Here is a 23834-nt window from a genome sequence, read left to right on the forward strand (position 1 = left end):
GGCGGTTCAACTCGACGCGATTTTCGCTGGAGAGAACAACCCCCGCCCCAACCCTCCCCCAGCTTGGGGGAGGGAGAAGAGAGCCGTTCCACTCACCCGCATTGTGCACCAACGAACGTCAGCTGTTCTGGCGCCACGCGCTCCGCGCCGGTGATCACGCCGGTGAAGCCGTCGCGGACCAGGTTCACGTATTCCCAGGCGATCCGGTTGCCGGAGCCGCGCGCGATCTCGAACACGCGGCCTTGTTGCGCCTCGACCGCCAGCACGTTGCCGTTCGGCAGCTGCTGCTGCATGCCGCGGATGTCCGTGTAGAACGGCTCTTGGTCCGTGCCTTGATAGCTCCAGACGATCGCACGCGTTTGCGGGTCGATCTCCACGATCCGGCTGTAGCCGAGCCGCGGCTTGCCGCCGGTCCGCCGATTGTCGAACAGGAGGATGTGGCCGTTGGGCATGAAATCGGGATCGTGCTGATAGAGGAACGGCCCGGTCATCGTCCATTTGATGCGCCGGCTCTCGCCATCCACCACCAAGATCGTGTTGAGGTTGCGGAGCGACACCATGATGTCGCCGGCCCGGAACTGCGGGAAGGCAGGCGCCATCTCTTCCCGCAACATCTCGATGTCGTTGAAATGCGTGGGCTGTTCGGTGCGGATGCTCGCCTGCTCGCCGGAGAACAGCAGAGCCGCCCAGCCGCTGTCGTAAAGCAGATTCAGCAGCGAGATCTCCTCGGCCACCGACCCATCGGGCCGCAGGCGCACGATCAGGTTCTCCATGAAATAGCCTTGCGGGCCCGGCGCGAGCCGCGGGTAGCGCGGATCCTCGGCGAAGCGCTTGCGATCCACGGCGATCAGGGTCTCGCCGTTGGGCAGGTGATCGATGGAGTGGTGCGTCATGCGCGGCAGGCGCCAGACGATGCGGGAGCACCGGTCGAGCCGCACCGCGCCCACGCCTTCCATGTTGAGGATGACGTCGCCAGTGGGAAGCAGCGCGGTGCCGTGCAGCACGACATCGTAGTCCGGCGGTGTCACCTCCAGGTGCTGCTGCTTGGGGAACGCGTCGCTGAACGCGATGCGCCAGCGGTGAAGGACCCGCCCCTCCATGTCGATCAGCTGCGCGCCGAAGCCGCCTTGCCCGTAGAGCGTGAGGAAAGTGTGACCCTGCCAGGCGGCGGCGCGATCATAGCGCGTCACGCCGCCCTCGCGCCGCGTGGTGGCCGCAAGATATTTCGAGCGGATCTGCAGGTAGTGCCGCCAGTTGACGCGCCAGTCCTGCACCGCGGCGGTCGCGTCATCGATCACCGCGTGCGGGAAGAGCTGGTAGCGTTCGACCGCAACGCCCAACCCGAACGCGAGCGCAAGCACCCCGACGCCGAACAGCACGAGGTCCCACTTCGCGCGGATAAAGCCGAAGCGGCGCCTTGGATTGCGATCCGTTGACATGGCCTGGCACTCCCATGTTGCGATCGTCCTTGCCAGCCCACGCTGGCAGCCCCAAGCCGCAGATCGAAAGAATGAACCTTTCTAGCGCCGCAAGATCAACCGACCGCTGATCGGGGGTACGCGTCAGCAGCCCGCCGAGCATAAACTCCGCCTGCAGGAACGACACGCATTGCCCTGCAGGTTGACGGATTTACAACCCATTCAGTAATCCGACAAAAGAGAGTAGATAACCTCAGAGTGGAATACCGAACGCAATCCCTATTAGGCATTGTTTGGACCTTTTGCAGTGCAGATAAGATGAGAGCCAAGGCCATCGAGGGGTTCAGTTATTTCGTTGGGTTCATTGGATGCATTCCGGCTGCAAATTGGTTGATCAGCCATGTTGGAGCCATATGCTTGGATGTCGGTCCTTGCCTCCTAGATGACTACCTGGGACCTTCCAATACGGAAGAACGTTTGGCTATGTCACATGTTTTGAGTCGCTTGGCGAAGCGGATGCGCAATGCGACAGCTGCAGGATCGACCGCGCAATGGCGTGCACTGTTTGGTCTGGAGGATGAGTGACAGATCAAAATGAAGGATGAAATCGAGCGGATAAAGCGCGTTGCAGATACGCTGTGCACCGGTCATGCCGGGCTGCGCGATCGGTATGCTCGTCGGGCCTTGCTGTTAGATATTGCCATCCTTGCGTTGTCGGCATGGCTTACGGCCCTAGCATTTATTGATCCCCATCTGAACATCACACTGACTCCATTCGGGTTGGATCCACAACTCTGGACGGGCGTGGTCGCGTTTGTGACCTTTCTGCTGTCCATTGTGCAGCTCAAGACAGATTGGAAGGCCCGCTCAGACAGCCATAGGCGGAGTTTGGATGTTTACGCAGAAGTAAAGCGAGAGGCGGGGTATTTGCTTGCTTCCTGGAGTGATGATGAGGCGGCATGCCGTCGAGTGCTAGCGCGTTACGATATGGCCTCAGCAGTTGCAGTCGCGATTCCAGAAAGCGAATTTCTGCGCCAAAAGAGTCGCCATAAACTCAAGGTCGAAGTCAGCAAGTATATTGACGATCATCCTGGCGCTTCAATTTGGCTCACTCGCATAAAGCTATGGTTGCGGGACAATCGATGGGGGAGTTGAGGATTGCCTGATCTAGCTCGCGCGCTCACGGTATATTCAGCCGCCGCTGAGTATGTGGAACGCGCTGGACTCCACTCGGAAGTCCAGTGGCAGCGTGATGTCTCTGCTCGGAGTTTTACCGAGAGCCAGCTATTGGCAGAAACGGCGTGGGTTGTTCTTTGTTCTGGTTTCCGCGAGTCAACCGTTAGAAAGGTTTTCGGTTATCTTTCTCTTTGCTTCTGCGACTGGGACTCAGCTGCCGCGATTGTAGCTAGTTATCCGCATTGCAAAGTGACCGCGCTACGAGGCTTTCGAAACGAAAGAAAGGTTGACGCGATCGTCGCCGCAGCTCGGCACATCCATAGCCTTGGATTCATGACGGTCAAAAACGCCATCTTGGCAGATCCCATTTCAGAGTTGCAGAACTTCAGGTTCATCGGCCCGACTACCGCTTGGCACCTTGCCAAAAATCTAGGGCTGGACGTAGTCAAGCCCGATCGTCATCTTGTTCGCGCGGCGTCGAATCTTGGATACTCGACTGCCTTTGACCTTTGCCAAGCGATCGCCACAGCACGGTGCGAACAGCCCAAAGTGGTCGATCTGATACTGTGGCGATACCTTGCCGATGCCTCGGCTGACCAACGTCGACGCATTTTCGCCGCTGTTTGACGCTTTACCACCCTCCCCCGACTCCGCGCGCAGTGCTATACCGCCCCCATGCCTACCTTCCGTTACGAGATCTCGCTGGGTCGCAAGTCGGGGGCCGTGATTTGCGGCGTCGATGAGGCGGGGCGTGGGCCGTTGGCGGGGCCGGTCGTGGCCTGCGCGGCGATCCTGCCGCTGAGCGGAATCTCGACGCGGCTGCTCGGCGCGCTCGATGATTCGAAGCGCCTCAGCGCCGAGGTGCGCGAAGCGGTCGCCATCAAGCTGCGCGCGAAGGCGATCTATGCGCTGGGCGAGGCGAGCGTCGAGGAGATCGACCGCTTCAACATCCTGCGTGCCACCTTCATGGCAATGCGCCGCGCGTTCGAGAAGCTGCCCATCCAGCCCTGCCATGCGATCATCGACGGCAACATGAAGCCGGGCCTGCCCTGCGCGGAGACCACCGTCGTCGAGGGCGACCATCTTTCCTATTCCATTGCCGCCGCCTCTATTCTCGCGAAAGTCGAGCGCGACAAGATGATGCGGGAGCTGGCACCCGCCTACCCAATATATGGGTGGGAAACCAATGTCGGCTACGGCACGCCGGAGCATCGCGCGGCAATCGATGCCTATGGCCTGACCCCGCATCACCGCGTGTCATTTCGACCAGTTTATGAGCAACTATCTCTAATCGACTGACTCCAATCACTTTTCCCATTGACAGCGCGAGTCGCCGGACTCAGGATCGGCGGCGAAACGGGGTCATGGGGATGTGCAATGGGAAGGCAAGCGAGCGCCGCGAAGTCCAATGGAGGGCTGCGCGTTCTGCCCTTCGACACCATCATGCAGGGCGATTGCGTCGCGGCGATGGATCAGCTGCCGGCCGCCTCGGTCGACATGATCTTCGCCGACCCGCCCTACAATCTTCAACTCGAGGGCGAGCTGCACCGGCCGAACAACACCAAAGTCGACGCGGTCGACGACGCGTGGGACAAGTTCGCGGACTTCGCGACCTATGACCGCTTCACCGAGGCGTGGCTGAAATCCGCGCGGCGCATCCTCAAGGATGACGGCACGATCTGGGTCATCGGCTCCTACCACAACATCTTCCGCGTCGGGGCAAAGCTGCAGGACCTCGGCTACTGGATGCTGAACGACGTCATCTGGCGCAAGACCAACCCGATGCCGAACTTCCGCGGGCGGCGCTTCACCAACGCGCACGAGACCATGATCTGGTGCGCGAAGTCGAAGGACAGCCGCAACACCTTCAACTACGAGGCCATGAAGGCGCTCAACGACGACCTGCAGATGCGCAGCGACTGGCTGCTGCCGATCTGCTCGGGCGGCGAGCGCCTCAAGGACAAATCGGGGCGCAAGGGCCACCCGACGCAGAAGCCGGAAGCCCTGCTCCATCGCGTCATTCTTGCGGCGACCAAGCCAGGGGATGTGGTGCTGGACCCGTTCTTCGGCTCCGGCACGACAGGCGCGGTCGCCAAGCGTCTCGGCCGCCGCTGGATCGGGATCGAGCGTGATCCCGCCTATATCGATCTGGCGCGGAAACGGATCGCCGCCGTCCAAGCGGTGGCCGAGCGCGAACTCTTGATCACGCCGTCGAAGCGCGAGGAGCCGCGGATCCCCTTCGGCTGGCTGGTGGAGCGCGGGCTGCTGGAACCCGGCGCGGTTTTGACCTCCTTCAACGGACGCTGGAGCGCCAAGGTGAAGGCCGACGGCACCCTCATCTCCGCCGACCATCGCGGCTCCATCCACCAGGTCGGCGCCGCGGTGCAAGGCGCGCCCGCCTGCAACGGCTGGGCCTTCTGGTGCTACAAGATCGACGGCAAGCTGGTCTCGATCGACACACTCCGCCAGCAGATCCGCGCGGAGTTGAATTGAACTGAGGGTCCCACCTAGGCGCGGCGGGTCCCCGACCCCGTCGCGCCGCTTTTTCCAGGCTCACGCCGACCTCTCTGCCTCTCCTATCGTCACTTCGGCATCCGAGCCGGGGTCCAAGCGCTTGGCGCCAAACCCATCCATGGATCCCGGATCGCGCCACTGCGTGGCAACCTGACGGCTTGCTGACCGCGCCCTCACGCATTCGTGTCCTGCTGTGAGCGCCTTGTCCGTAGCGCATCTGCAACTTCAGGGGTTTCATAAGGCAGCGCGGATCACCAACCTGGGAGATAACCCATGAAAAAGCTGATCACAGCGATCGCCTTGACCGTCTTCATGGCGGGCAGCGCCTTCGCGAACTCATGCCCCATGCATGTGAAGGCGATCGACGAAGCGCTCGCCACCTCCACCGCCAGCGAAGACGTGAAGGCCCAGGCCCAGGCGCTGCGCGACGAAGGCCAGGCACTGCACGAAGCCGGCAACCACGCCGAAAGCATGGCCAAGCTCCAAGAAGCCGAGCAGCTGCTCGGCATCGGGATGTAAGGCGGCACGCAGCCCCTCACCACCTTCTCTTCCTGTCACGCAGTTCTGCCCCCCTCCCCCATGTGGGGGAGGGCCGGGGTGGCGGGAAGCCGCGCCTCGCTGCCAGACAATCTTCGCTCGCTTCCCCTCCCATGGTGGGGAGGAGATAGGTCACTACGCCGCGCCGGCGGCGCCCTTCACGCGCCTGGCGATCGCGGCGAGCGGATGCCGGCGGGCCCACTGACGCTCGGCGCGGGCGGTGAACTTTTCGCAGAAATAGAAACAGTGGCTGCGGTCGCAGGGCCTGGCCTTGCTCTTGAGGTGCAGCGTGCCGGCGAGCACGTTGCCCATGGTTGCGCCGCCGCCGCAGCGCACCACCTCGCCGGCGGGGTCGATCGCTACGAACTCCTTCCCAGCGCTGCACAGCCGGCCCCGATAATCCGGGTTCCGCTCCAGATGCGCGCGCCCCAGCGTCGGGTCGATGCTCGGCCGCTCACGCGTGCCGCCGAACAGGCGCGGATTGGCGCGCTCCGCCGCCAGCGAATGGCGGCGGAACAAGGCGCGCTCCTCCGCGGTGTAGCTGTCGGGGTAGCGCCGGCCCGCCTGCTCGCCTTGCATCAGCTTGGGGAAGGGCACGAGGCCGACCGGCTTGAGCGAGTCCACGATCGCATCGAAACGATGAAGGACCTCCGGCGTCGCCACCACCGTCACCATCAGCGGGAAGCCGCGCTCAAGCAGCGCCGCTGCGTGCCGCACAAACAGGTCGTGGCCGTTGCGCCGCGCGCGCTCGGCCGGATGCAGCCCGGCATTGATGAAGCTGACGCGCGCCGGATCGACGCGCTCCGCAAAGTCCAGGACAGTGGGCCCGGTCAGGTTGCTGTTGAGCGAGAGGACGTGGCGCTCGGCCAGCAGTGCCGTCAGCCGGGCGAAGTCGGGATAGTGGGTCGGCTCGCCGCCCGTGATGTGGAGAAGCCAGGTCAGGCCGGTGCGGTCGAACGCGGCGCGCCATTCGGCCGGGCTCGCGAGCACCTGCACCTTCTGGCCCAGGAACATCTCGTCCAGGAAGCAGTAGTCGCATCGGTAGTTGCAGGTGGTGAAGAGCAGCCAATCGGCTTCTATGTCATGCTTCATGGCGGCCGGTCTCCGGCAGGTGGCCCACCACCAACGATAGCAGGATCGCCGGCGGGAGGGCTACTGCGCCGCTTGCTCCTGCGCAGCGCTGGCGAGCGCCAGCTTCGCGACCTTGCACTGTCGGAGCTGGATGTTCAGCCGGCGTCGCGCCGCTCGAACTTGGCGCAGAGCAGGGCGTCGCGTCGCCGGGGATCCTCTTCCGCGTAGGGCCGGCCCTCGATGAGCGATCGATAGATGTCCTTGGTCTCTCGAACCTCCTGACCGAGAGGGGCGCGAATTCCTGCGCGAACCGGGCGACCACATCGAACGAAAAGGATTGCGGCTCGGTCGCGGCCGCTCATTTCGGCTGCGGCGCCCCTATTGAGCGGCGCGCTTGTTTTGCACCGCGCTTGCGAGGGCCAGCTTCGCGACCTTGCGCATGACGCTGGGGAGAGCGACCGCGCCGAGCTGGTCGATTGCGACCCACTCCGTATCTTTGAGCGGCCGGCCCGCTACCCAGGCGCACGCGACCTGCAGCTCCAACGCGAAATGCGTGAACACGTGGCGCACCATCCCGTCACACCAGCGCCACTCAGCGGAAAGGGGCGCTTTGCGTAAAGCCGCGGTTTTGCCGAGCGGCTGGTCGGCCCATGCGGTGCCAGGCGGCTCCAGCATGCCGCCGAGCAGGCCGCTCGGCGGGCGGCGCCTCAATGCGACCTCGCCTCTCTCGTTCACGATCCAGAAGGCGGCGCCATAGCGCCGCGGCCGCTCTGCCTTGGGCGCCTTGCGAGGATAGGTCTCCTGGTCGCCTGCGGCGAACGCCGCGCAGTCGCCTCGCCACGGACACAGCGAACAGGCCGGCTTCTGCGGCGTGCAGATCGTCGCGCCGAGATCCATGATCGCCTGGGCGTAATCGCCTGGCCGCTCCTTCGGCGTCAACTGCTCGGCCAGCGCCCACAGCTCCACCTTGGCCTTGGGCAGCGGCGTTTGCAGGCGATGGATGCGACTCACCACCCGCTCGACATTGCCGTCCAGAATGGTGGCGTGCCGGTCGAAGGCGATAGCAGCGATGGCGCCGGCGGTGTAGCGGCCGATGCCGGGCAATTCGCGTAATGCATCCTCGCCGTCGGGGAAGCGCCCGCCGTGCCGCTCCGTCACGATCACAGCGCATTTATGCAAATTGCGGGCACGCGCGTAATAACCGAGCCCCGCCCAGGCCGCCATCACGTCGTGGATGTCCGCCCTTGCCAGCTCTTCGACGGTCGGCCAGCGCTTCAGGAACGTCTCGTAATAGGGTTTGACCGCCGGCACCGTGGTCTGCTGCAGCATGATCTCGCTGAGCCAGACGTGGTACGGATCCGCTGTCACCCCCGGCCTGGCGCGCCACGGCAAGCTGCGCCGATGCCGGTCGTACCAGGCCAGCAGCTTTTGAGGCATTTGCGCGTCGTGCGTGGATTTCATGGCGCCGTCACCATAGACTCCAAACCCATGACCAAAAAGCCCAAGCCGACCGAGCCTGTGAAACCCGAACCGAAGCCGCGCCGCAACTATATGGTGGCATTGTCGGTGGAGGTGCCGGCGATCGCCAAGCAGGCGCTGGGCTCGCGCGGGTTTGCGGAGGCTGGCCTGTTCACCCATTGGGCGGAGATCGCCGGAGCGCAGCTGGCGGCTTCCAGCCTGCCCATCAAGGTCAGCTTTCCGCGCGGCAGGCGCGACGAAGGCACGCTGACGGTGCGTTGCGGCGGGGCGGCGGCGCTGGAATTGCAGCATCTCGCGCCCAGTATTCTCGAGCGCATCAACGGCCATTTCGGCTATCGCGCGGTGGCGCGCCTCAAGATCGAGCAGGGCGTGGTCTCGGCCCGCAAGGTCGCGATGCCACCGCCGCCCCTCACCCGCCTGGAACAGAACGAGGTCACGGAAGCGACGGCGCCGGTGGCCGACCCGGACATCCGCGAGTCCCTGCAGCGACTCGGGGCCGCCATCCGCCGCCGCAACAAGGCTGGGAACGAGGCTTGATTCTGCGCGACTCGGCGGATTCACAGAGCTGTCATACCATCGCGGTTGTCGCTGGTAGACGCGGGCTTGCGCGCCCCTGGGAATCCTGCCAAAACCCCGAGCCATCAGGGGCTTGGATCATGGCCTCCAGGAGTGATTGATGAACAAAGGCGTATTGGTCGGACTGATCGTACTGGTCCTGGTTGCGGTCGGGGTCGGCGGCTGGTTCTACTATTCGAGCAAGAGCATCGGCGCGGGCAGTGCCGTTCCCGGCGATGTCAGCGAGAAGGCGCCCGCGGTGCCGACCGTTACGCCGGAGGACAAATTCCTCGGCAATGCCGACGCGCCGGTCACCATTGTCGAGTACTTCTCGCTCGGCTGCCCGCACTGCAAGAATTTCCACGAGAACATCCTGCCCAAGCTGAAGGCCGATTACATCGACACCGGCAAGGTGCGGCTGGTGTTCCGCGACTTCCCGCTGGACGGCGTGTCGTATGGTGCGGCGCTGCTGACCCGCTGCGTCAACGACCTCGCCTATTTCCCGATGGTCGACACCCTGTTCCAGGAGCAGGACAAGTGGCACGTCCAGGGCGGGATCGAGCAGATCAGGACCATCGCCAAGTCCGCCGGCATTGACGATTCCACATTCCAGGCCTGCCTCGATGACCCGGCCCGCAAGGAGAAGATCAAGGCGACGCAGGACGACGCGGTGAATACGCTCAAGGTCGATTCGACGCCGACCTTCTTCATCGATGACCGCGTGCTGAAAGGCGTGGGGGACTACGCGCCGTTCAAGGCGGCCATCGAAAACGCCTTGGCCGCCAAGCAGTAAGACGTTTCATCTCGGGGGATCGAGACCACCTTGGTTCAGTTCACCAAACTCCGCCTCACCGGCTTCAAGTCGTTCGTCGACCCGACAGATTTGATGATCGAGCCCGGCATGACGGGCATCGTCGGTCCCAATGGCTGCGGCAAGTCGAACCTCGTCGAGGCGCTGCGCTGGGTAATGGGCGAAACCTCCGCCAAGCGCATGCGCGGCAGCGAGATGGACGACGTTATCTTCGCGGGCACCGGCACCCGCCCGGCGCGCAACGTCGCCGAGGTGCAGCTCTTCCTCGACAACGCCGACCGCAAGGTGCCGGCGCAGTTCAACGAGTACGACGAGCTCACGATCTCCCGCAAGATCGAGCGCGGCCAGGGTTCCGCCTATCGGATCAATGGCATGGAGACGCGCGCCAAGGACGTACAGCTGCTGTTCGCCGACGCCGCGACGGGTGCCCATTCCACCGCCTTGGTGAGCCAGGGCCGCATCGGTGCCATCATCGCCGCCAAGCCGACCGACCGCCGTGCTCTACTCGAAGAAGCGGCCGGCATCACCGGCCTGCATTCGCGCCGTCATGAGGCGGAGCTGCGATTGAAGGCGGCCGAAGCCAATCTCGCTCGGCTCGACGACGTCATCGTCACGCTGGAAAGCCAGCTCGCAGTCCTCAAGAAACAAGCGCGGCAGGCCTCGCGCTACCGCAACCTGCAGGACCACATCCGCCGGCAGGAAGCGATCCTGTTCCACCTGCTGTGGACGGATGCCGAGGCGCGGCTGAAATCCGCCGAGGAAGCCTTGATGGCGTCCGAGAGCCTGGTGGTGTCCCTCACCTCCTCCGCGGCCGTTGCAGCGACGCGCCAGGGAGAGGCGGCTGCCGTCCTGCCCGGCCTGCGCCAGGCGGAAGCGGAAGCGGCGGCCGAGCTGCAGCGCCTCACGATTGCACGCGCGCAGCTCGATCAGGAGGAAGCGCGGGTCGCACAGCAACGCGCCGATGCCGACCGCCAGCTGGCTGACATCGCCGCCGATACCGAACGCGAGACCGCGCTTGCCGCCGACGCAGCCGAAGCCCAGGCGACGCTGAAGACGGAATCCGAGGAACTCGCCGAAGTCGCCGCGCGCGAAGCCGCCATCGCCGAGGAGGCCGCGCGCGCGGTCGAGGTGGCCGCCGCCGAGGTCGAGGAGACCGAGACCGAGCTTGCCAACCTCACGCAGAACGTCGCCGCGGGCGAAGCGCGGCAGTCGGCTCTGTCGCGCCGGCGCGATGAATTGGCGGTTCGCCTCGAGCGCCTGCGCCAGCGCATTGCCGACGCCAATGCCGAACGCGACCGGTTGCAGGCCGAGATCGCTGCAGATGAATCGCTGAACGCCGCGCGTGCGGCAACCAACGACGCGGAGCACGCGCTGGAAGCGGCGCAAGGGGCCATGAGCATGGCCGAAGCGGCGCGCGAAAGCGCTGTCGACACCGAAGCCGCGGCGCGCGAGAAGCTGACCGCGGCGCAGTCTGCCCATACCTCTTTGAAAGCCGAGATCGACGCGCTGTCGGCGCTGTTCCAGGACAGCGATCAGCAGATCTGGCCGCCGTTGATCGACGCGCTCTCCGTCACGCCGGGCTACGAGGCAGCGCTGGGCGCGGCGCTCGGCGACGATTTGCAGGCTTCGGCCGATACCGGCGCACCGTTGCATTGGCGTGAGTTGGGCACTGATCCGTCGGCGCCGGCCCTGCCGTTCGGTGCGCGGCCTTTGTCGGATTTCGTGACCGGCAGCGCCGCCCTGCTCCGCCGCCTCTCCCAGGTTGGCGTTGTGGAGAACGAGGCGGGCTGTCGCGCGCTCGCGCTGCAACTGGCGCAGGGTCAGCGGCTGGTCGGACGTGACGGCTCGATGTGGCGCTGGGACGGTTTCACCATCCAGGCCGGCTCGCCGACCGCCGAAGTGCAGCGCATGCAACAGCGCAACCGACTCAAGGATGTGACCGCAGAGATGGAGGGCATCGCTGCCAACCTCTCGCGCGCCCATGCCGAATACGACCTTGCTAAGGCCGCCCTGTCGCAGGCTTCGGCCGATGAGCAGGCGAAGCGCCAGGAGCTGCAGGCCGCCTACCAGACGGCGCGCAACGCCCGCGAAGCGCTGACCCGTGCCGAGCAGGCGCTGAGCCAGGTGAATGCGAAGCTCACCGGCTTGCTGCAGTCGCTCGCCACGCTCGAGACCGATACCGCCGAAGCCGAGCAGCAGCTCGGTTCGACGGATGAAGAGATCGCCGGTTTGCCCGACCTGGGCGAAGCGCGCAACCGCATCGCCGAGCTGAAGCCGATCCTGACCGACCGGCGTGCGAAGCTGATCGAATGCCGCTCCACCGACGATCGCCTGCGCCGCGAGGCCCAGCAGCGCCAGCAGCGGCTGGAGCAGATCGAGCGCGAGCTTGGCTCCTGGGGCCAGCGCGCAGATGCGGCGGCGCGGCACCTCGAAGCGCTGGCGCAGCGCCGCGAGGCGATGGAAGCGGAGATCGCGCGCCTCGCCGCATTGCCCGAGCAGCTGGCACAGCAGCGCAACGAATTGCTGAGCCTGCTGTCCACTGCCGAGCAGGCGCGGCGCGATCGCGCCGACGAGCTGGCGGCGGCGGAGAACAGCCTCGCCGAAGCGGACCGTGCGCTGAAGAACGAAGAGCACCGCCTGGCCGAGATGCGCGAGAACAAGGTGCGCGCCGAATCCGCGGTCGAGCAGGCGCGCGAGGCCGAACAGTCGCTGACCGAGCGCATCCGTGAGCGCCTGGAATGCACGCCGGCGGACGTGCTGCCGCTGGCCGAGCTCGATCCCAGCGAGCCGCTGCCGGACAAGACCACGGTCGAGCAGAAGCTGCAGCGCCTGCTGCGCGAGCGGGAGAACATCGGCCCGGTCAACCTGCGCGCCGAGGTCGAATCCAACGAGCTGGACCAGCAGCTGGCCGGCATGCAGACCGAGCGGTCGGACCTGGTCAATGCGATCGCGCGCCTGCGCCAGGGCATCAACAGCCTCAACCGCGAAGGGCGCGAGCGTTTGCTGGCGGCCTTCGAGCTGGTCAACCGCCATTTCGAGACGCTGTTCACCCGCCTGTTCGGCGGCGGCCGCGCGCATCTGACGCTGACCGAGGCGGAGGACCCGCTGGAAGCCGGCCTCGAGATCCTCGCCAGCCCGCCAGGCAAGAAGCTGCAGGTCATGTCGCTGCTGTCGGGCGGCGAGCAGGCGCTGACCGCCACCGCCCTGCTGTTCGCCGTGTTCCTGGTAAATCCGGCGCCGATCTGCGTGCTGGACGAGGTCGACGCGCCGCTGGACGACGCCAACGTCGAGCGCTTCTGCAATCTGGTCGACGAGCTCGGCCGCGCCGGCGACACCCGCTTCCTGGTCATCACGCACCATCGCCTGACCATGGCCCGCATGGACCGCCTGTTTGGCGTCACGATGTCCGAGCGCGGCGTCTCGCAACTGGTGTCGGTCGACCTACAGGATGCGCACGAGTTGAAGGCGGCGCAGTAGGCGCTCTCCACGCCGGTTCTCACGCTCTTGGAGGCCACCATGAGCGCAGTCGCGGACCATGCTCTCTATCGCCTGCGGCGAACACGGCGCGACGGCGTCCCGCCCAAGCACTATCGCGGCACCTGGGTGCTGAGTGACGAAGCGACAAAGCAGGTGCTTGCGACCTGCGAGCTCTTGGGTGTGGTGACATTCCGCGAGCACGCGATCGTTGATAGCAGCGGGCAGGTTTGGCGCCTCAAGGCTAACCGTGCCATCATGCCGTCGCGCTGGTTGCTCAGCGATCCGACGCAGTGTTTGGTGCTGCAGTTCCACCAGCAGATTCTGCGCAAGTTCATCAATCCGTGGGGGCGGACCGGCCTTGTCCTGCTCGATCCGCATGGCAAGGAACTATTCCGTCTCCTCGATGGCAGCACCGGGCTGCTTGACCGGATATTCGGTCCACGCGTCCATGACTGGGTAATCATGGAGACGGGCCGGCCGGTTGCCAAAGTGGTCCGATTACCAAGGGAGCAAGAGGAAGCGAAACGACTGCTCGACTACGTGAACAAGCTGCTGGTGCGATCGGACCAGGGCTTCGCCAGCGAGGGTTCCGTGCACATCCTGCCACCCGCCGCGGCGCTCGCGCTGTTGATGCTGCTCAACGAGCTGACGGATTCATCTGCGGTGGCGTAGGACAACGTCCGATGGCGTCCTTGATCATTCGGCGCCTTCACACGTCAGCCGAGCAGTGCCATTGAATTCATAGAGCATGTAGGCCCGGCCACCGCCATGGGGCGCCAGGGACGGCGGGACGTATCGGCTCTCGAGCGCGATCGGCAGCGTCAGCGGGGCGCAGCCTCCGGCCGAGATCGCCACGCTTCTGGCGCGGCGCGCGTCCACGGGACGCAGCTTGCTGGTTTCATGGGTGCTATGCGCCCACCAATGGATGTTGTTGTCCCAGGACGGAGACTCGTCGAGAGCGATCTCGACGATAGCGCGGCCATCGGCATCCAGGAATGCGGCACGCCCGTCCGCCGTGATCTTTCTACCCCGCTGATTCTCCAGTGCTATGGTGATGGACGAAACGGAGACGAGCGGCAGCGCACAATAGCCGACAAGCACACAGAGCAGGAGGGCGGCGAAGACCTTCTTCAAGCTTTGTCAAACTCTCGAAACCGAATCCGTCAGCGCGACTATAGCCCATTCGTGTCATCCACGGTCTATCGATCACCGCTTGTCATTGCGCTGCCCCTTGCCTAGCGTCATCGCATCAGCCACGTCGGGGACGAGACGCTGAGATGGCCAGGAGCAACAAGAACAAGATCATGCGGCAGGGCACCGCGCCGGGGGCGAAGCCGAGCCAGCCGGCCGGCGGCACGCTCATCGCGCAGCAGACCTATTCCAACATCGCGACCTTCCTGCGCGTGCCCTATTCGCGCGACGTCGCGCACGCAGACAACGTGTTCCTGGGCGTGCCCTACGACACCGCCACCACCTTCCGCCCCGGCGCGCGGTTCGGACCGCAGGGCGTGCGGCTGGGATCGGCGCAGCTGTGCGAGCTCAAGAGTTTCCCGCAAGGATTTAATCCGCTGGAATACGTGAAGGCAGTGGATTACGGCGACGTCTACTTCGATCACGCCATGCCGCATACCATCCCGGACGCCATCGAGCGTACGGCCGCCGAGATCATCAAGCATGACGTCTTCCTGACCACCTTCGGCGGTGATCACTTCATCACCTACCCGCTGCTGAAGGCGCATGCCGCGAAGTACGGCCCGCTGGCGCTGGTGCATTTCGACGCGCATCCGGATACTTGGCCGGAGGTCGAAGGCAAAGAGGTCGAGCTCAATCACGGCACCATGTTCTATCGCGCGGTGAAGGAAGGGCTGATCGTGCCCGAGCGCTCGGTGCAGACCGGCATCCGCACATGGGTCGACGACAAGATGGGCCTCACCATCATCGGCGCGCCGGAGGTCCACGAGAAGGGCCCGGCCGCAGCCCTCGACAAGATCAGGAAGATCGTGGGTAGGCACCCGGCTTATTTGACCTTCGACATCGATTGCCTCGACCCGGCATTCGCGCCCGGCACCGGCACGCCGGTCGCTGGTGGGCTCTCCACCGCGCAGGCCTTCGCCATCCTGCGAGGCCTGGGCTCGCTCAACATCGTCGGCATGGATGTGGTGGAAGTGGCGCCGGCCTATGATCAGGCGGAGATCACCGCGATCGCCGCCGCGACCATCGCCTATGACCAGCTGTGCCTGCGCGCGATCAAGAAAGGCGCCAAAAGCCGCGCTTGAGACCCCCTGCGACAGCTTGCGCAGGTGCGCGCAAAAACGCAAATCTGCTCGCAGTTTCAATGATTTGGCCTGCGGCGAATCGCCTTGACAGGCCTTAGGTGCGTCCGTATGTTCCGCCGCGCGTGCGCCGGTCGATGGATCGGCGGCGGCGTGTGGCGTTGTGGCGGGGGCGCTTCTCAGGAACCCAGAGATGACCGAGAAAGACCCGCGCGACCTCGACAAGTTCGACGCGAAGCTCAAGGCGGCGCGCGACCGGATCGAAGGGCGCGGGGAGGGTTCGAAGAAGAGCTCCTATAACGACTCGCTCGTCGCCGTCGGCTATCGGATGAGCATCGAACTGGTGGTAGGTGTCTGCGTCGGTCTTGGCCTCGGCTGGCTGATCGATATGCAGATGGGCACCAGGCCGTGGTTCATGATCGGTCTCATGTTCCTGGGGATGGTGGCTGGGATTTTCAACGTCGTGCGGCTGTCCAAGGACGTCCAGCGGCGCATGGATAAAGATAAACGGGACTGACAAGGACCAGCAAAGGGTCCGGAGACAAGGACGGGGTCAATCGTGGCAGCAGAAGCGCATTCGCCGCTCGCGCAATTCGAAATTCAACCGCTGGGCGGCCCGATTCATATCGGCGGCCTCGACGTTTCCTTCACCAACTCCTCGCTGTGGATGGTCATCGCGGTCGCCGCGATCACGGCCTTCATGCTGCTGGGCACCCGCAAGCAGGCGATCGTGCCGGGTCGCTGGCAGTCGCTGTGCGAAGGCATGTACGACTTTGTGTCCAACATGCTGAGGGACAATGTCGGTCAGGAGGGGCGGGCATACTTCCCGTTCGTGTTCAGCCTGTTCATGTTCATCCTGTTTGCCAACGTGCTCGGGCTGCTGCCAGGGGCCTTCACGGTCACCAGCCATATCGTGGTGACCGGCGCGATGGCCCTCTTTATCTTCGTGATGGTGACGATCGTCGGGATCGTGCGGCACGGGCTGCACTTTTTCACCTACTTCGCGCCCCAGGGCGCGCCGATGTGGCTGATGCCGCTGATGATCCCGATCGAGATCATTTCCTACGCGATCCGGCCGATGACCCTCTCCATCCGACTGTTCGCCAACATGGTGGCGGGGCACGTGATGCTGGCTGTCATCGGCGGCTTCGCGTTCGCGCTGGGCGTCTGGGCCGGCTGGCTGCCGATCGCGGCTGTGACGGCGCTGTTCGGTCTCGAGTTGCTGATCGCCTGTCTGCAGGCTTATGTGTTCACTATCCTCACCTGTATCTATCTCCACGACGCAATCCACCTGCACTGAGAGCGTGCGGTCGGTGCCGAAGACGCAACCAACTAACTGAGAAGGAACCAACAACATGGATATCGAAGCAGCACGGTTTATCGGTGCGGGTCTCGCCGTGATCGCCTTGGGCGGGGCGGGCGCGGGTCTGGGCGTTCTGTTCGGCAATTACCTGAACGCGGCGGTCCGCAACCCGGCTGCTGCCGAAAAGTGGTTCGGCCGCATGATGATGACCTTCGCGCTGGTCGAAGCGACGGGCCTGTTCGCCTTCGTCGTGGCGATGATCATCCTGTTCGTCTAACCGCGCACATCCTGAGCGATCGCCCGCGGGGTCCGTTCCAGGGACTTCACGGGCGCAGGTCGCGGAGACAGCATCATGCCGCAGTTCAACCCCGAATATTTCGCGCCGCAGTTGGTGTGGCTGGTAATTACCTTCCTGGCGCTCTATCTGCTGATGTCGCGGCTGATCCTGCCGCGCATCAACGGCATTCTCGCCCAGCGCGAGGATCGGATCGACGGCAACCTGCAGCGCGCTGAAGCGTTGAAGGAGGAAGCGGCCCAGGTGCTGGCCGGTTACCAGAAGGCGATCGCCGATGCCCGGGCCCAGGCCCAGGCGGCGCTCGCCAAGGCAGCCGCCGACATTGCGGCCGAGACGGCGGCGCGCGAGGCCGAGTTCGCCAGGAAGATGGCGGACCAGACGGCAGCGGCCGAAGCGGGCATCCGGGCCGCCAAGACCCGGGCGCTGGCGGACGTGCGCGGCATCGCCGGTGAAGTGGCGGCGATGATGGCGGGCAAGGTCGCCGACACCTCAGTCGATGCAAATGCGGCGGCCGAGGCGGTCGACAGCGTGATGAAGGAGCGTACGTGATGACCCCCGAAGAAGCCGGCGGCCTCCACGCGATCCTCGAGAACCCGCATACCTGGGTCTATCTCGGCTTCCTCATCTTCGTCGTACTCGCGGGCCCGAAGATCTGGAAGGCCCTGGCGCAGATGCTCGACCGGCGGTCCCTCAAGATCAAGTCGGACCTCGACGAGGCGCAGAAGCTGAAGGACGAGGCGCAGGCGCTGCTCGCCGAATACCAGCGCAAGCAGCGCGACGCGATGCGCGAGGCGGAGGAGATCATCTCCAACGCCAAGGCGCTGGCCCAGCGCCAGATCAAGGACGCCGGCAAGAAGCTGGAGGAGAACCTGGCGCGGCGCGAAAAGGCCTCGCTGGAGAAGATCCATCAGGCGGAGGCCGCGGCCCTCGCGGAAGTGCGCCGCGAGGCGGTGGACGTGGCGACCGCCGCGGCGGCTCAGATCATCCGCAGCCAGATCGACGGCGTGCGCGGCGGCGCCCTGATCGACCGGGCGATCGCCGAGGTGGAGAAGAAGCTGCACTGAGCGCGGCGGATCTACCGACCAGACACGGAAGCCCGGGAGCGATCCCGGGCTTTATGTTTATCCCCGGCGGCTTGCGGCGTGGACAGGACCGGCGGGACGCGGCGGCTCCTCGGCGTTAGGCTCACCGGCAGGCGCCCTCCTTGCTCTCTTCAACATCCACCACCCGACGATCAGCATCAGGGCGCCCCAGACCAGGAAGCCGCTGTCCCAGTAGATCCACTGGTCGCGCGGGACGGTTTCGTTGACGTGATGCAGGCCGAGAATGTGGTGGTCGATAATGCCCTCCACCAGGTTGAACAGGCCGAAGCCGATCAGGAACGATCCGCACAGGTATTTTTCATTCCAATTGACGTGAGTGTGGCGCGCCTTTCGCCACAGGATGAAGAGGCCCGCCAGCGTGAACAGCCAGGTCGCGGCATGGAAGAGGCCGTCGAGCAGCGTATTGAGCTCCAGGTTGTCGACGGTGTTGGCCGGATACCCGGCGCTGGTAGCCATGTGGTGCCACTGCAGGATCTGGTGCAGCACGATGCCGTCGAAGAACCCGCCGAGGCCAAGGCCCAGCAGGATGCCGGCGGATATCGGGAACTGATTGGGCTTCTCGGGCTCTGCCATGCCCCGCAAACAAGGGCGGGGCAAAACCGTGCCGTCCCTAGAATGCGATCTCCGCGGCGGGTGCCACCTTCTCCACGATGCCCGACAGTACCCGGTTATGATGTCGGATGATCTGCTCGGCCGCGAGCACGCCGTTGTCCATTGTTGAATGTGCGTCGCCCGCCAGCGTAACCGCGTAACCGAGGGTTTGCGCGACCCGGCAGGCGGTATCGATGCAGAAATCGCTCTGCAGCCCCGCGATCACCAGTCGCCCAACACCAGCCACGCGCAGGCGCTGATCGAGGTCGGTATTATAGAAGGAGCTGCAAGCCCATTTCTGAATCACCGGCTCACCGTCGCGGGGCGCGACCTGCGGGTGGATCTGCCATGCCGCCGTGCTCGGGGCGAGCGGCCCACCCTCCTCGCAATGCTGCACATGAAACACCGGAACTCTGGTCGCCCGCGCGCGCTCGAGGAGGGCCGAGGCATTGGCCAGCAGGCGCTCCGGCTCGTGGCAGATCTCGTCCGGGCCGAACATGCCCTGCTGGATGTCGATGAGCAGAAGGGCGGTCCTTGGATTCGCTGAGGGCATGCCGGTGATCCTCCAATAGGAACGCTTGTCGTCGCTATCCGCGCAGCCAAGACCTGTTGCGCTAAGACGATGCTGGTTGGCGGTCAGGAACCACCAACCGAGCGATCTTGATGGCTACTCCGCCGCCTTCTTCGGTGCTTCCGGCTTCCAGCGCAGGACGGGCTGGCGGGCAGCGAGCGTCTCGTCGAGGCGGCGGCGCGGGGTGTGATAGGGCGCGCCTTTGAAATAGGCAGCATCGCCGGCTTTGGCGCGCTTCGCGAGGCCCTTCACCACCTCGATGTAGCGGTCGAGGCCGTCCTTGCTTTCGGTCTCGGTCGGCTCCATCAGCAGCGCGCCGTGTACCACCAGCGGGAAATACATGGTCATCGGGTGATAGCCCTCGTCGATCATCGCCTTCGCGAAATCGAGCGTGGTCACGTCAGTGCCATCGAGGAACTCGTCATTGAACAAGGCCTCGTGCATGCAGGTGCCGGGGAAGGCAGGCGTCATCTCGTCCTTGAGGCCGGCGAGGATGTAGTTGGCGTTGAGCACCGCATCGCCTGACGCCTGGCGCAGACCATCCGAGCCGTGGCTCATCATGTAGGCGAGCGCGCGCACGAACATGCCCATCTGGCCGTGGAAGCCCTTAAGGCGCCCGAAGGCGCTGCCGTTCCTCTCGACCAGATCGAAGCCGTTCGCCCCGTGCACGACGTAGGGCACCGGCGCATAAGGCGCGAGCGCGGCCGACAGCACCACAGGACCGGAGCCGGGACCGCCGCCGCCATGGGGCGTCGAGAAGGTCTTGTGCAAATTGATGTGCATGGCGTCGATGCCAAGGTCGCCCGGCCGCACGCGCCCGACGATCGCGTTGAAGTTCGCGCCGTCGCAATAGAAGTAGCCGCCGATCTCGTGGATCGCGTCGGCGATGTCGATGATGTCGTTCTCGAACAGGCCGCAGGTATTGGGGTTGGTGATCATGGTGCCGGCGACGTCGGGGCCGAGCTTGGCCTTGAAGGCCGCGAGATCCACGCGCCCACGATCGTCGGCCGGCACCGGATCGACCTCGTATCCGCAGGCCGCCGCCGTCGCGGGATTCGTCCCGTGGGCGGATTCCGGCACCAGGATGCGCTTGCGCGCATCGCCTTTCGCCAGCAACGCCGCGCGGATGGTCATGATGCCGCACAGTTCGCCATGCGCGCCCGCAGCCGGCGACATTGCGACGGCCGGCATGTTGGTCAAGGTCTTCAGCCAGTGTGCCAGCTGATCGATCAGCTCCAAGGCACCCTGCACGGTCGAGATCGGCTGCATCGGATGGAGATCGCCGATCCCCGGCAGCCGCGCGACCTTCTCGTTGAGGCGCGGATTGTGCTTCATGGTGCAGGAGCCGAGCGGATAGACGCCCATGTCGATGGCGTAGTTCTTCTGGCTGAGCTTGGTGTAGTGCCGCACCACTTGCGGCTCGGAGAGGCCCGGCAGGCCGATGTCGCTCTTGCGCTTGAGGGCGCCAAGCCGGTCCTTGTGCGGTGGGACGGCAGGCAGGTCGACGCCGCTGCGGCCCTTCATGCCCTGCTCGAAGATCAAGGGCTCTTCGATCTGCAGGCCCTTGTTGCCCGAGATCGTGCGCAGCACGCGGCGCTCGCTCTGGATTTGCGTCGGCGCGCTCATCTCAGCACCTCTTTGAGAGCAGCTTCATAGGCGGCGATGTCCTCATCGCTCACCGTCTCGGTCGCGGCAACCAGCAGTAGGTTCGCGAGCGATGCGTCGCCGGGATAGAGGCGCGACACCGGCACGCCACCTAGGATGCGCTTCCTGGCCAGCGCTTCGACGACCTCGGTTGCCGGCTTCGGCAGCGCGAGGGTGAATTCGTTGAACAAAGTTTCGTTAAACAACGTCACGCCCGGAATGGCACTCAGGCGATCGGCGAGCCGTGACGCGGTGGCATGATTGAGCTCCGCCAGCTTGGTGAGTCCCGCTTCGCCAAGCAGCGTCAGATGAATGTTGAACGCCAGCGCGCACAGCCCGGAATTGGTGCAGATGTTGCTGGTCGCCTTCTCGCGCCGGATGTGCTGCTCGCGCGTCGAGAGCGTCAGCACCCAACCGCGCTTGCCATCGACATCGACAGTCTGGCCGGTGAGACGGCCCGGCATCTGACGGATGAACTTGTCACGAGTGGCGAACAGGCCAACATAGGGGCCCCCGAAGCTGAGCGGCACGCCCAGGGACTGGCCCTCCGCCGTCACGATGTCGGCACCCATCTCGCCGGGCGGCGTGACAAGGCCGAGCGACACAACCTCTGTGACCGCGACGACCAGCAGCGCGCCGGCATCGTGGCAAACCTTTGCCAGATCAGAGAGATCGTGCACGTGGCCGAAGAAGCTGGGGTTCTGCACCACCACGCACGAGGTCTTGGCATCGATCAGCCGGCTAAGATCCTCAGCGCCTTTGGCATCAGCGGGTGCCGCGGTGACCTCGAAGCCGGTGAACTTGCCGTGAGTCTCGATCACTTCGCGATAGTGCGGATGCAGCCCACCGGAGAGCACTGCACGACTGCGCCGCGTGACGCGATTCGCCATCGTCACCGCTTCGCAGGTCGCGGTCGCACCGTCATACATGGAGGCGTTGGCGACATCCATGCCGGTCAGCAGCGCCACCTGGGTCTGGAACTCGAACAGATATTGCAGCGTGCCTTGCGTGACTTCCGGTTGGTACGGCGTATAAGAGGTGAGGAACTCGCCACGCTGGATCAGGTGATCGACTGACGCGGGAATGTGGTGGCGATAGGCACCGGCGCCAAGAAAGCTCGGACAGGAGCCGGTGCCGAGATTCTTCGAGGCCAGCGCGCCGATATGGCGCTCCACTTCGAGCTCGCTCTTGAAGCCCGGCAGATCGACCGGCTTGGTCAGGTGCACCGTCTGCGGCACGTCGCTATAAAGCGCATCGACCGACTGAACGCCGATCGCCGCCAGCATGGCGCGGCGGTCCTCCTCGGTCAGGGGGAGATAGCGCATCAGTGCAGCCCCTCGACAAACTTGTTGTACGCAGCCTCGTCCATCAGGGTTGCGAACTGGCCCTTGTCGGCGACCTTCAGCTTGGCGAACCAGCCCTTGCCCAGCGCGTCTTCGTTGACGGTCGCGGGGGTCTCGGTCAGCGTGCTGTTGACCTCGATCACTTCGCCGGAGACGGGCGCATAGACTTCGCTGGCGGCCTTGACCGATTCGACCATCGCGAGCTCCTTGCCCTTCTCCACTTTCTTGCCGATCTCCGGCAGCTCGACGAACACCACGTCGCCCAGCTGCTCCTGCGCGTAGTGGGTGATGCCGATGGTCGCAGTGTCACCGTCCAGCTTCACCCATTCATGTTCCTGGCTGTAACGAACTTCGCTCATTTCCCTCGTCTCCCCTTCGTCAACGGTGATAGCGATGCGGCACGAAAGGCATGCCGGCGACCTTCGCCGGCAATGCCTTGCCCCGCACCATCAACTGCACGCTTGTACCAATCGCTGCTAGATCGGCGCGCACATAGCCCATGGCGACCGGCCCACCGACCGTCGGGCCGAAGCCGCCGGAGGTGATTTCACCGATCACTTCGCCATGCTCATTGGCGATCTCGGTGTGCGCGCGGGCCGGCGCCCTGCCTTCCGGCAGGATGCCGACGCGCTTGCGCGATGGCCCTTCGGCCAGCTGGCGCTGCACGATGCCGGCGCCGGGGAAGCCGCCCTGCTCGCGTCTTCTCTTCTGCATGGCCCAGACCAGGCTTGCTTCTACCGGTGTCGTGGTCTCGGTGATGTCGTTGCCATAGAGGCAGAGACCGGCCTCCAACCGCAGCGAATCGCGTGCGCCCAACCCGATCGGCTTCACTTCCATGTCGCCCAGCAGCTTGCGTGCGACATTGTCCAGCTGGTCGTGTGCGACCGAAATCTCGAACCCATCCTCGCCGGTATAGCCGGAGCGCGTGACGAAGCACTCCGTGCCGCCGACATTGAGCGGCCGGCCGGTCATGAACTTCATATTCACGCTTTCGGGCGCGATCTTCTGCATCGCCGCCGCGGCGCGCGGTCCCTGGAGTGCCAGCAGGCCACGGTCGAACATCGGCTCGACCTCGCAGCGATTGTTAAGATTGGCCTGCAAGTGGGAGAGGTCCTGCTCCTTGCACGCGGCGTTAACCACCATGAGCAGGTGATCCTTATCGTCGCCGTTGCCGGCACGCGTGACCATCAGATCATCGAGGATGCCGCCCGCATTGTTGATGAAGAAGGAATAGCGCTGCTGACCGGGTGCCAGACCCAGGAAATCGGCGGGACACAGGCGCTCCAAAGCCGCCGCGACCTGCGCGTAGCTCTCGCCGCGCAACTTGATCTGACCCATGTGCGAGACGTCGAACAGTCCGGCGCCGCTGCGCGTGTGCTGATGCTCGGTCAGGATTCCCATGGGATATTGCACCGGCATCTCATAGCCGGCGAACGGCACCATCTTGCCGCCCATCTCAAGATGAAGATCGTAAAGCGGGGTGCGCTTCAGGTTTTCGGTGTTCTCACTCGCGCCCACAGACAGCCTCCGGATTGCGACCACGGATCATTCCGCGATCTGACAACCCCCCTCTGTCTGAGGACCTGAGAGATTTACCGACTTCCGCCGCGAAGAACAGATGCGACGGGAATTGGCTCTACTCCTTCGGTGGGAACCTGCCCAGGTGTGGGGCG

The 23834-nt window shown here is 64.7% G+C and carries 25 protein-coding genes; 15 read left to right on the forward strand and 10 right to left on the reverse strand.

Annotated features, from left to right (window positions below; genetic code table 11):
• Positions 1–92: 92 nt before the first annotated feature.
• Entirely contained in the window at positions 93–1439 is a 1347-nt protein-coding gene (locus DTX69_RS04545; protein WP_119300312.1) for an arylsulfotransferase family protein, read from the reverse strand.
• A 573-nt stretch (positions 1440–2012) separates the two neighbouring features.
• Here DTX69_RS04545 and DTX69_RS04555 point away from each other — a divergent pair.
• From DTX69_RS04555 to DTX69_RS04575, 5 genes are all read left to right on the forward strand, one after another.
• The gene (locus DTX69_RS04555; RefSeq protein ID WP_119300313.1) at positions 2013–2573 is read left to right on the forward strand and encodes a hypothetical protein; all 561 of its coding nucleotides are present in this window, start codon (positions 2013–2015) and stop codon (positions 2571–2573) included.
• Positions 2574–2576: 3 nt separating this feature from the next.
• Positions 2577–3221: a hypothetical protein gene (locus tag DTX69_RS29970; RefSeq protein WP_162916665.1), complete on the forward strand. Its 645-nt coding sequence runs from the start codon at positions 2577–2579 to the stop codon at positions 3219–3221.
• Positions 3222–3269: 48 nt separating this feature from the next.
• Positions 3270–3893, forward strand: a complete 624-nt coding sequence (locus DTX69_RS04565) for a ribonuclease HII (protein WP_119300315.1) — start codon at positions 3270–3272, stop codon at positions 3891–3893.
• 78 nt (positions 3894–3971) lie between these two features.
• The gene (locus tag DTX69_RS04570) at positions 3972–5087 is read left to right on the forward strand and encodes a site-specific DNA-methyltransferase (protein WP_119300316.1); all 1116 of its coding nucleotides are present in this window, start codon (positions 3972–3974) and stop codon (positions 5085–5087) included.
• Positions 5088–5381: 294 nt separating this feature from the next.
• Positions 5382–5627: a hypothetical protein gene (locus DTX69_RS04575; RefSeq protein WP_119300317.1), complete on the forward strand. Its 246-nt coding sequence runs from the start codon at positions 5382–5384 to the stop codon at positions 5625–5627.
• A 153-nt stretch (positions 5628–5780) separates the two neighbouring features.
• Here the strand turns inward: DTX69_RS04575 and DTX69_RS04580 are convergent, their stop codons facing one another.
• Together DTX69_RS04580 and mutY are read right to left on the reverse strand one after the other, a co-directional pair.
• Positions 5781–6737: a radical SAM protein gene (locus DTX69_RS04580; protein WP_119300318.1), complete on the reverse strand. Its 957-nt coding sequence runs from the start codon at positions 6735–6737 to the stop codon at positions 5781–5783.
• 357 nt (positions 6738–7094) lie between these two features.
• Positions 7095–8153 carry an A/G-specific adenine glycosylase gene (gene mutY, locus DTX69_RS04585; RefSeq protein WP_284735540.1) on the reverse strand — a complete coding sequence of 353 codons (1059 nt, stop codon included), beginning with the start codon at positions 8151–8153 and terminating at the stop codon, positions 7095–7097.
• Positions 8154–8204: 51 nt separating this feature from the next.
• Here mutY and DTX69_RS04590 point away from each other — a divergent pair, with 51 nt between their 5' ends.
• The 4 genes from DTX69_RS04590 (at position 8205) to DTX69_RS04605 (ending at position 13710) form a co-directional block, all read left to right on the forward strand.
• Positions 8205–8732, forward strand: a complete 528-nt coding sequence (locus DTX69_RS04590) for a DUF721 domain-containing protein (protein WP_162916667.1) — start codon at positions 8205–8207, stop codon at positions 8730–8732.
• A 139-nt stretch (positions 8733–8871) separates the two neighbouring features.
• Complete coding sequence (locus DTX69_RS04595; protein ID WP_119300320.1) at positions 8872–9543, forward strand: DsbA family protein; 672 nt, start codon at positions 8872–8874, stop codon at positions 9541–9543.
• 30 nt (positions 9544–9573) lie between these two features.
• Positions 9574–13038 (forward strand): chromosome segregation SMC family protein, encoded by a 3465-nt coding sequence (locus DTX69_RS04600; protein ID WP_119300321.1) that lies wholly within the window; start codon positions 9574–9576, stop codon positions 13036–13038.
• Positions 13039–13077: 39 nt separating this feature from the next.
• Positions 13078–13710 carry a hypothetical protein gene (locus tag DTX69_RS04605; RefSeq protein ID WP_119300322.1) on the forward strand — a complete coding sequence of 211 codons (633 nt, stop codon included), beginning with the start codon at positions 13078–13080 and terminating at the stop codon, positions 13708–13710.
• 24 nt (positions 13711–13734) lie between these two features.
• Here the strand turns inward: DTX69_RS04605 and DTX69_RS04610 are convergent, their stop codons facing one another.
• Positions 13735–14172, reverse strand: a complete 438-nt coding sequence (locus tag DTX69_RS04610; RefSeq protein ID WP_119300323.1) for a hypothetical protein — start codon at positions 14170–14172, stop codon at positions 13735–13737.
• Between the two features lie 143 nt (positions 14173–14315).
• Here DTX69_RS04610 and speB point away from each other — a divergent pair, with 143 nt between their 5' ends.
• The 6 genes from speB (at position 14316) to DTX69_RS04640 (ending at position 17973) form a co-directional block, all read left to right on the forward strand.
• Entirely contained in the window at positions 14316–15314 is a 999-nt protein-coding gene (gene speB, locus DTX69_RS04615) for an agmatinase (RefSeq protein ID WP_284735541.1), read from the forward strand.
• 190 nt (positions 15315–15504) lie between these two features.
• Entirely contained in the window at positions 15505–15828 is a 324-nt protein-coding gene (locus tag DTX69_RS04620; protein ID WP_119300324.1) for an AtpZ/AtpI family protein, read from the forward strand.
• 42 nt (positions 15829–15870) lie between these two features.
• Complete coding sequence (locus DTX69_RS04625) at positions 15871–16611, forward strand: F0F1 ATP synthase subunit A (protein ID WP_119300325.1); 741 nt, start codon at positions 15871–15873, stop codon at positions 16609–16611.
• Positions 16612–16666: 55 nt separating this feature from the next.
• The gene (locus tag DTX69_RS04630) at positions 16667–16891 is read left to right on the forward strand and encodes a F0F1 ATP synthase subunit C (protein WP_119300326.1); all 225 of its coding nucleotides are present in this window, start codon (positions 16667–16669) and stop codon (positions 16889–16891) included.
• A 75-nt stretch (positions 16892–16966) separates the two neighbouring features.
• Positions 16967–17458: a F0F1 ATP synthase subunit B family protein gene (locus DTX69_RS04635; protein WP_119300327.1), complete on the forward strand. Its 492-nt coding sequence runs from the start codon at positions 16967–16969 to the stop codon at positions 17456–17458.
• On the forward strand, positions 17458–17973 hold the full coding sequence (locus tag DTX69_RS04640; protein ID WP_119300328.1) for a F0F1 ATP synthase subunit B family protein: 516 nt from the start codon (positions 17458–17460) through the stop codon (positions 17971–17973). The genes DTX69_RS04635 and DTX69_RS04640 overlap by 1 nt, the downstream gene beginning before the upstream one ends.
• 57 nt (positions 17974–18030) lie before the next feature.
• Here DTX69_RS04640 and DTX69_RS04645 read toward each other — a convergent pair whose 3' ends face one another.
• The 6 genes from DTX69_RS04645 to gcvT form a co-directional block, all read right to left on the reverse strand.
• Entirely contained in the window at positions 18031–18585 is a 555-nt protein-coding gene (locus DTX69_RS04645) for a DUF2243 domain-containing protein (protein ID WP_119300329.1), read from the reverse strand.
• A 37-nt stretch (positions 18586–18622) separates the two neighbouring features.
• The gene (locus DTX69_RS04650) at positions 18623–19156 is read right to left on the reverse strand and encodes a cysteine hydrolase family protein (RefSeq protein WP_119300330.1); all 534 of its coding nucleotides are present in this window, start codon (positions 19154–19156) and stop codon (positions 18623–18625) included.
• A gap of 114 nt (positions 19157–19270) precedes the next feature.
• Complete coding sequence (gene gcvPB / locus DTX69_RS04655; RefSeq protein WP_119300331.1) at positions 19271–20800, reverse strand: aminomethyl-transferring glycine dehydrogenase subunit GcvPB; 1530 nt, start codon at positions 20798–20800, stop codon at positions 19271–19273.
• The gene (gcvPA, locus tag DTX69_RS04660; protein WP_119300332.1) at positions 20797–22143 is read right to left on the reverse strand and encodes an aminomethyl-transferring glycine dehydrogenase subunit GcvPA; all 1347 of its coding nucleotides are present in this window, start codon (positions 22141–22143) and stop codon (positions 20797–20799) included. Before gcvPA ends, gcvPB begins: the two co-directional genes overlap by 4 nt.
• Positions 22143–22520, reverse strand: coding sequence for a glycine cleavage system protein GcvH (gcvH, locus tag DTX69_RS04665; RefSeq protein ID WP_119300333.1), 378 nt, complete (start codon positions 22518–22520; stop codon positions 22143–22145). Before gcvH ends, gcvPA begins: the two co-directional genes overlap by 1 nt.
• Positions 22521–22539: 19 nt before the next feature.
• Positions 22540–23679: a glycine cleavage system aminomethyltransferase GcvT gene (gcvT, locus tag DTX69_RS04670; protein ID WP_119300334.1), complete on the reverse strand. Its 1140-nt coding sequence runs from the start codon at positions 23677–23679 to the stop codon at positions 22540–22542.
• Between the last annotated feature and the right edge of the window lie 155 nt (positions 23680–23834).

This window comes from Dongia deserti, from assembly GCF_003574735.1.
GTDB lineage: Bacteria > Pseudomonadota > Alphaproteobacteria > Dongiales > Dongiaceae > Dongia_A > Dongia_A deserti.

What these genes read in the sequence shown, in the direction of transcription:
- DTX69_RS04570 (WP_119300316.1), top strand. Translation starts at nt 3,972, where the DNA reads ATGGGAAGGCAAGCGAGCGCCGCGAAGTCCAATGGAGGGCTGCGCGTT.
- DTX69_RS04565 (WP_119300315.1), top strand. Translation starts at nt 3,270, where the DNA reads ATGCCTACCTTCCGTTACGAGATCTCGCTGGGTCGCAAGTCGGGGGCC.
- DTX69_RS04580 (WP_119300318.1), bottom strand. Translation starts at nt 6,737, where the DNA reads ATGAAGCATGACATAGAAGCCGATTGGCTGCTCTTCACCACCTGCAAC.
- mutY (WP_284735540.1), bottom strand. Translation starts at nt 8,153, where the DNA reads ATGCCTCAAAAGCTGCTGGCCTGGTACGACCGGCATCGGCGCAGCTTG.
- DTX69_RS04620 (WP_119300324.1), top strand. Translation starts at nt 15,505, where the DNA reads ATGACCGAGAAAGACCCGCGCGACCTCGACAAGTTCGACGCGAAGCTC.
- DTX69_RS04650 (WP_119300330.1), bottom strand. Translation starts at nt 19,156, where the DNA reads ATGCCCTCAGCGAATCCAAGGACCGCCCTTCTGCTCATCGACATCCAG.
- DTX69_RS04545 (WP_119300312.1), bottom strand. Translation starts at nt 1,439, where the DNA reads ATGTCAACGGATCGCAATCCAAGGCGCCGCTTCGGCTTTATCCGCGCG.
- DTX69_RS04630 (WP_119300326.1), top strand. Translation starts at nt 16,667, where the DNA reads ATGGATATCGAAGCAGCACGGTTTATCGGTGCGGGTCTCGCCGTGATC.
- speB (WP_284735541.1), top strand. Translation starts at nt 14,316, where the DNA reads ATGGCCAGGAGCAACAAGAACAAGATCATGCGGCAGGGCACCGCGCCG.
- gcvPB (WP_119300331.1), bottom strand. Translation starts at nt 20,800, where the DNA reads ATGAGCGCGCCGACGCAAATCCAGAGCGAGCGCCGCGTGCTGCGCACG.
- gcvPA (WP_119300332.1), bottom strand. Translation starts at nt 22,143, where the DNA reads ATGCGCTATCTCCCCCTGACCGAGGAGGACCGCCGCGCCATGCTGGCG.
- DTX69_RS04590 (WP_162916667.1), top strand. Translation starts at nt 8,205, where the DNA reads ATGACCAAAAAGCCCAAGCCGACCGAGCCTGTGAAACCCGAACCGAAG.
- DTX69_RS04595 (WP_119300320.1), top strand. Translation starts at nt 8,872, where the DNA reads ATGAACAAAGGCGTATTGGTCGGACTGATCGTACTGGTCCTGGTTGCG.
- DTX69_RS04635 (WP_119300327.1), top strand. Translation starts at nt 16,967, where the DNA reads ATGCCGCAGTTCAACCCCGAATATTTCGCGCCGCAGTTGGTGTGGCTG.
- gcvH (WP_119300333.1), bottom strand. Translation starts at nt 22,520, where the DNA reads ATGAGCGAAGTTCGTTACAGCCAGGAACATGAATGGGTGAAGCTGGAC.
- DTX69_RS04605 (WP_119300322.1), top strand. Translation starts at nt 13,078, where the DNA reads ATGAGCGCAGTCGCGGACCATGCTCTCTATCGCCTGCGGCGAACACGG.
- DTX69_RS04640 (WP_119300328.1), top strand. Translation starts at nt 17,458, where the DNA reads ATGACCCCCGAAGAAGCCGGCGGCCTCCACGCGATCCTCGAGAACCCG.
- DTX69_RS04555 (WP_119300313.1), top strand. Translation starts at nt 2,013, where the DNA reads ATGAAGGATGAAATCGAGCGGATAAAGCGCGTTGCAGATACGCTGTGC.
- DTX69_RS04575 (WP_119300317.1), top strand. Translation starts at nt 5,382, where the DNA reads ATGAAAAAGCTGATCACAGCGATCGCCTTGACCGTCTTCATGGCGGGC.
- DTX69_RS04645 (WP_119300329.1), bottom strand. Translation starts at nt 18,585, where the DNA reads ATGGCAGAGCCCGAGAAGCCCAATCAGTTCCCGATATCCGCCGGCATC.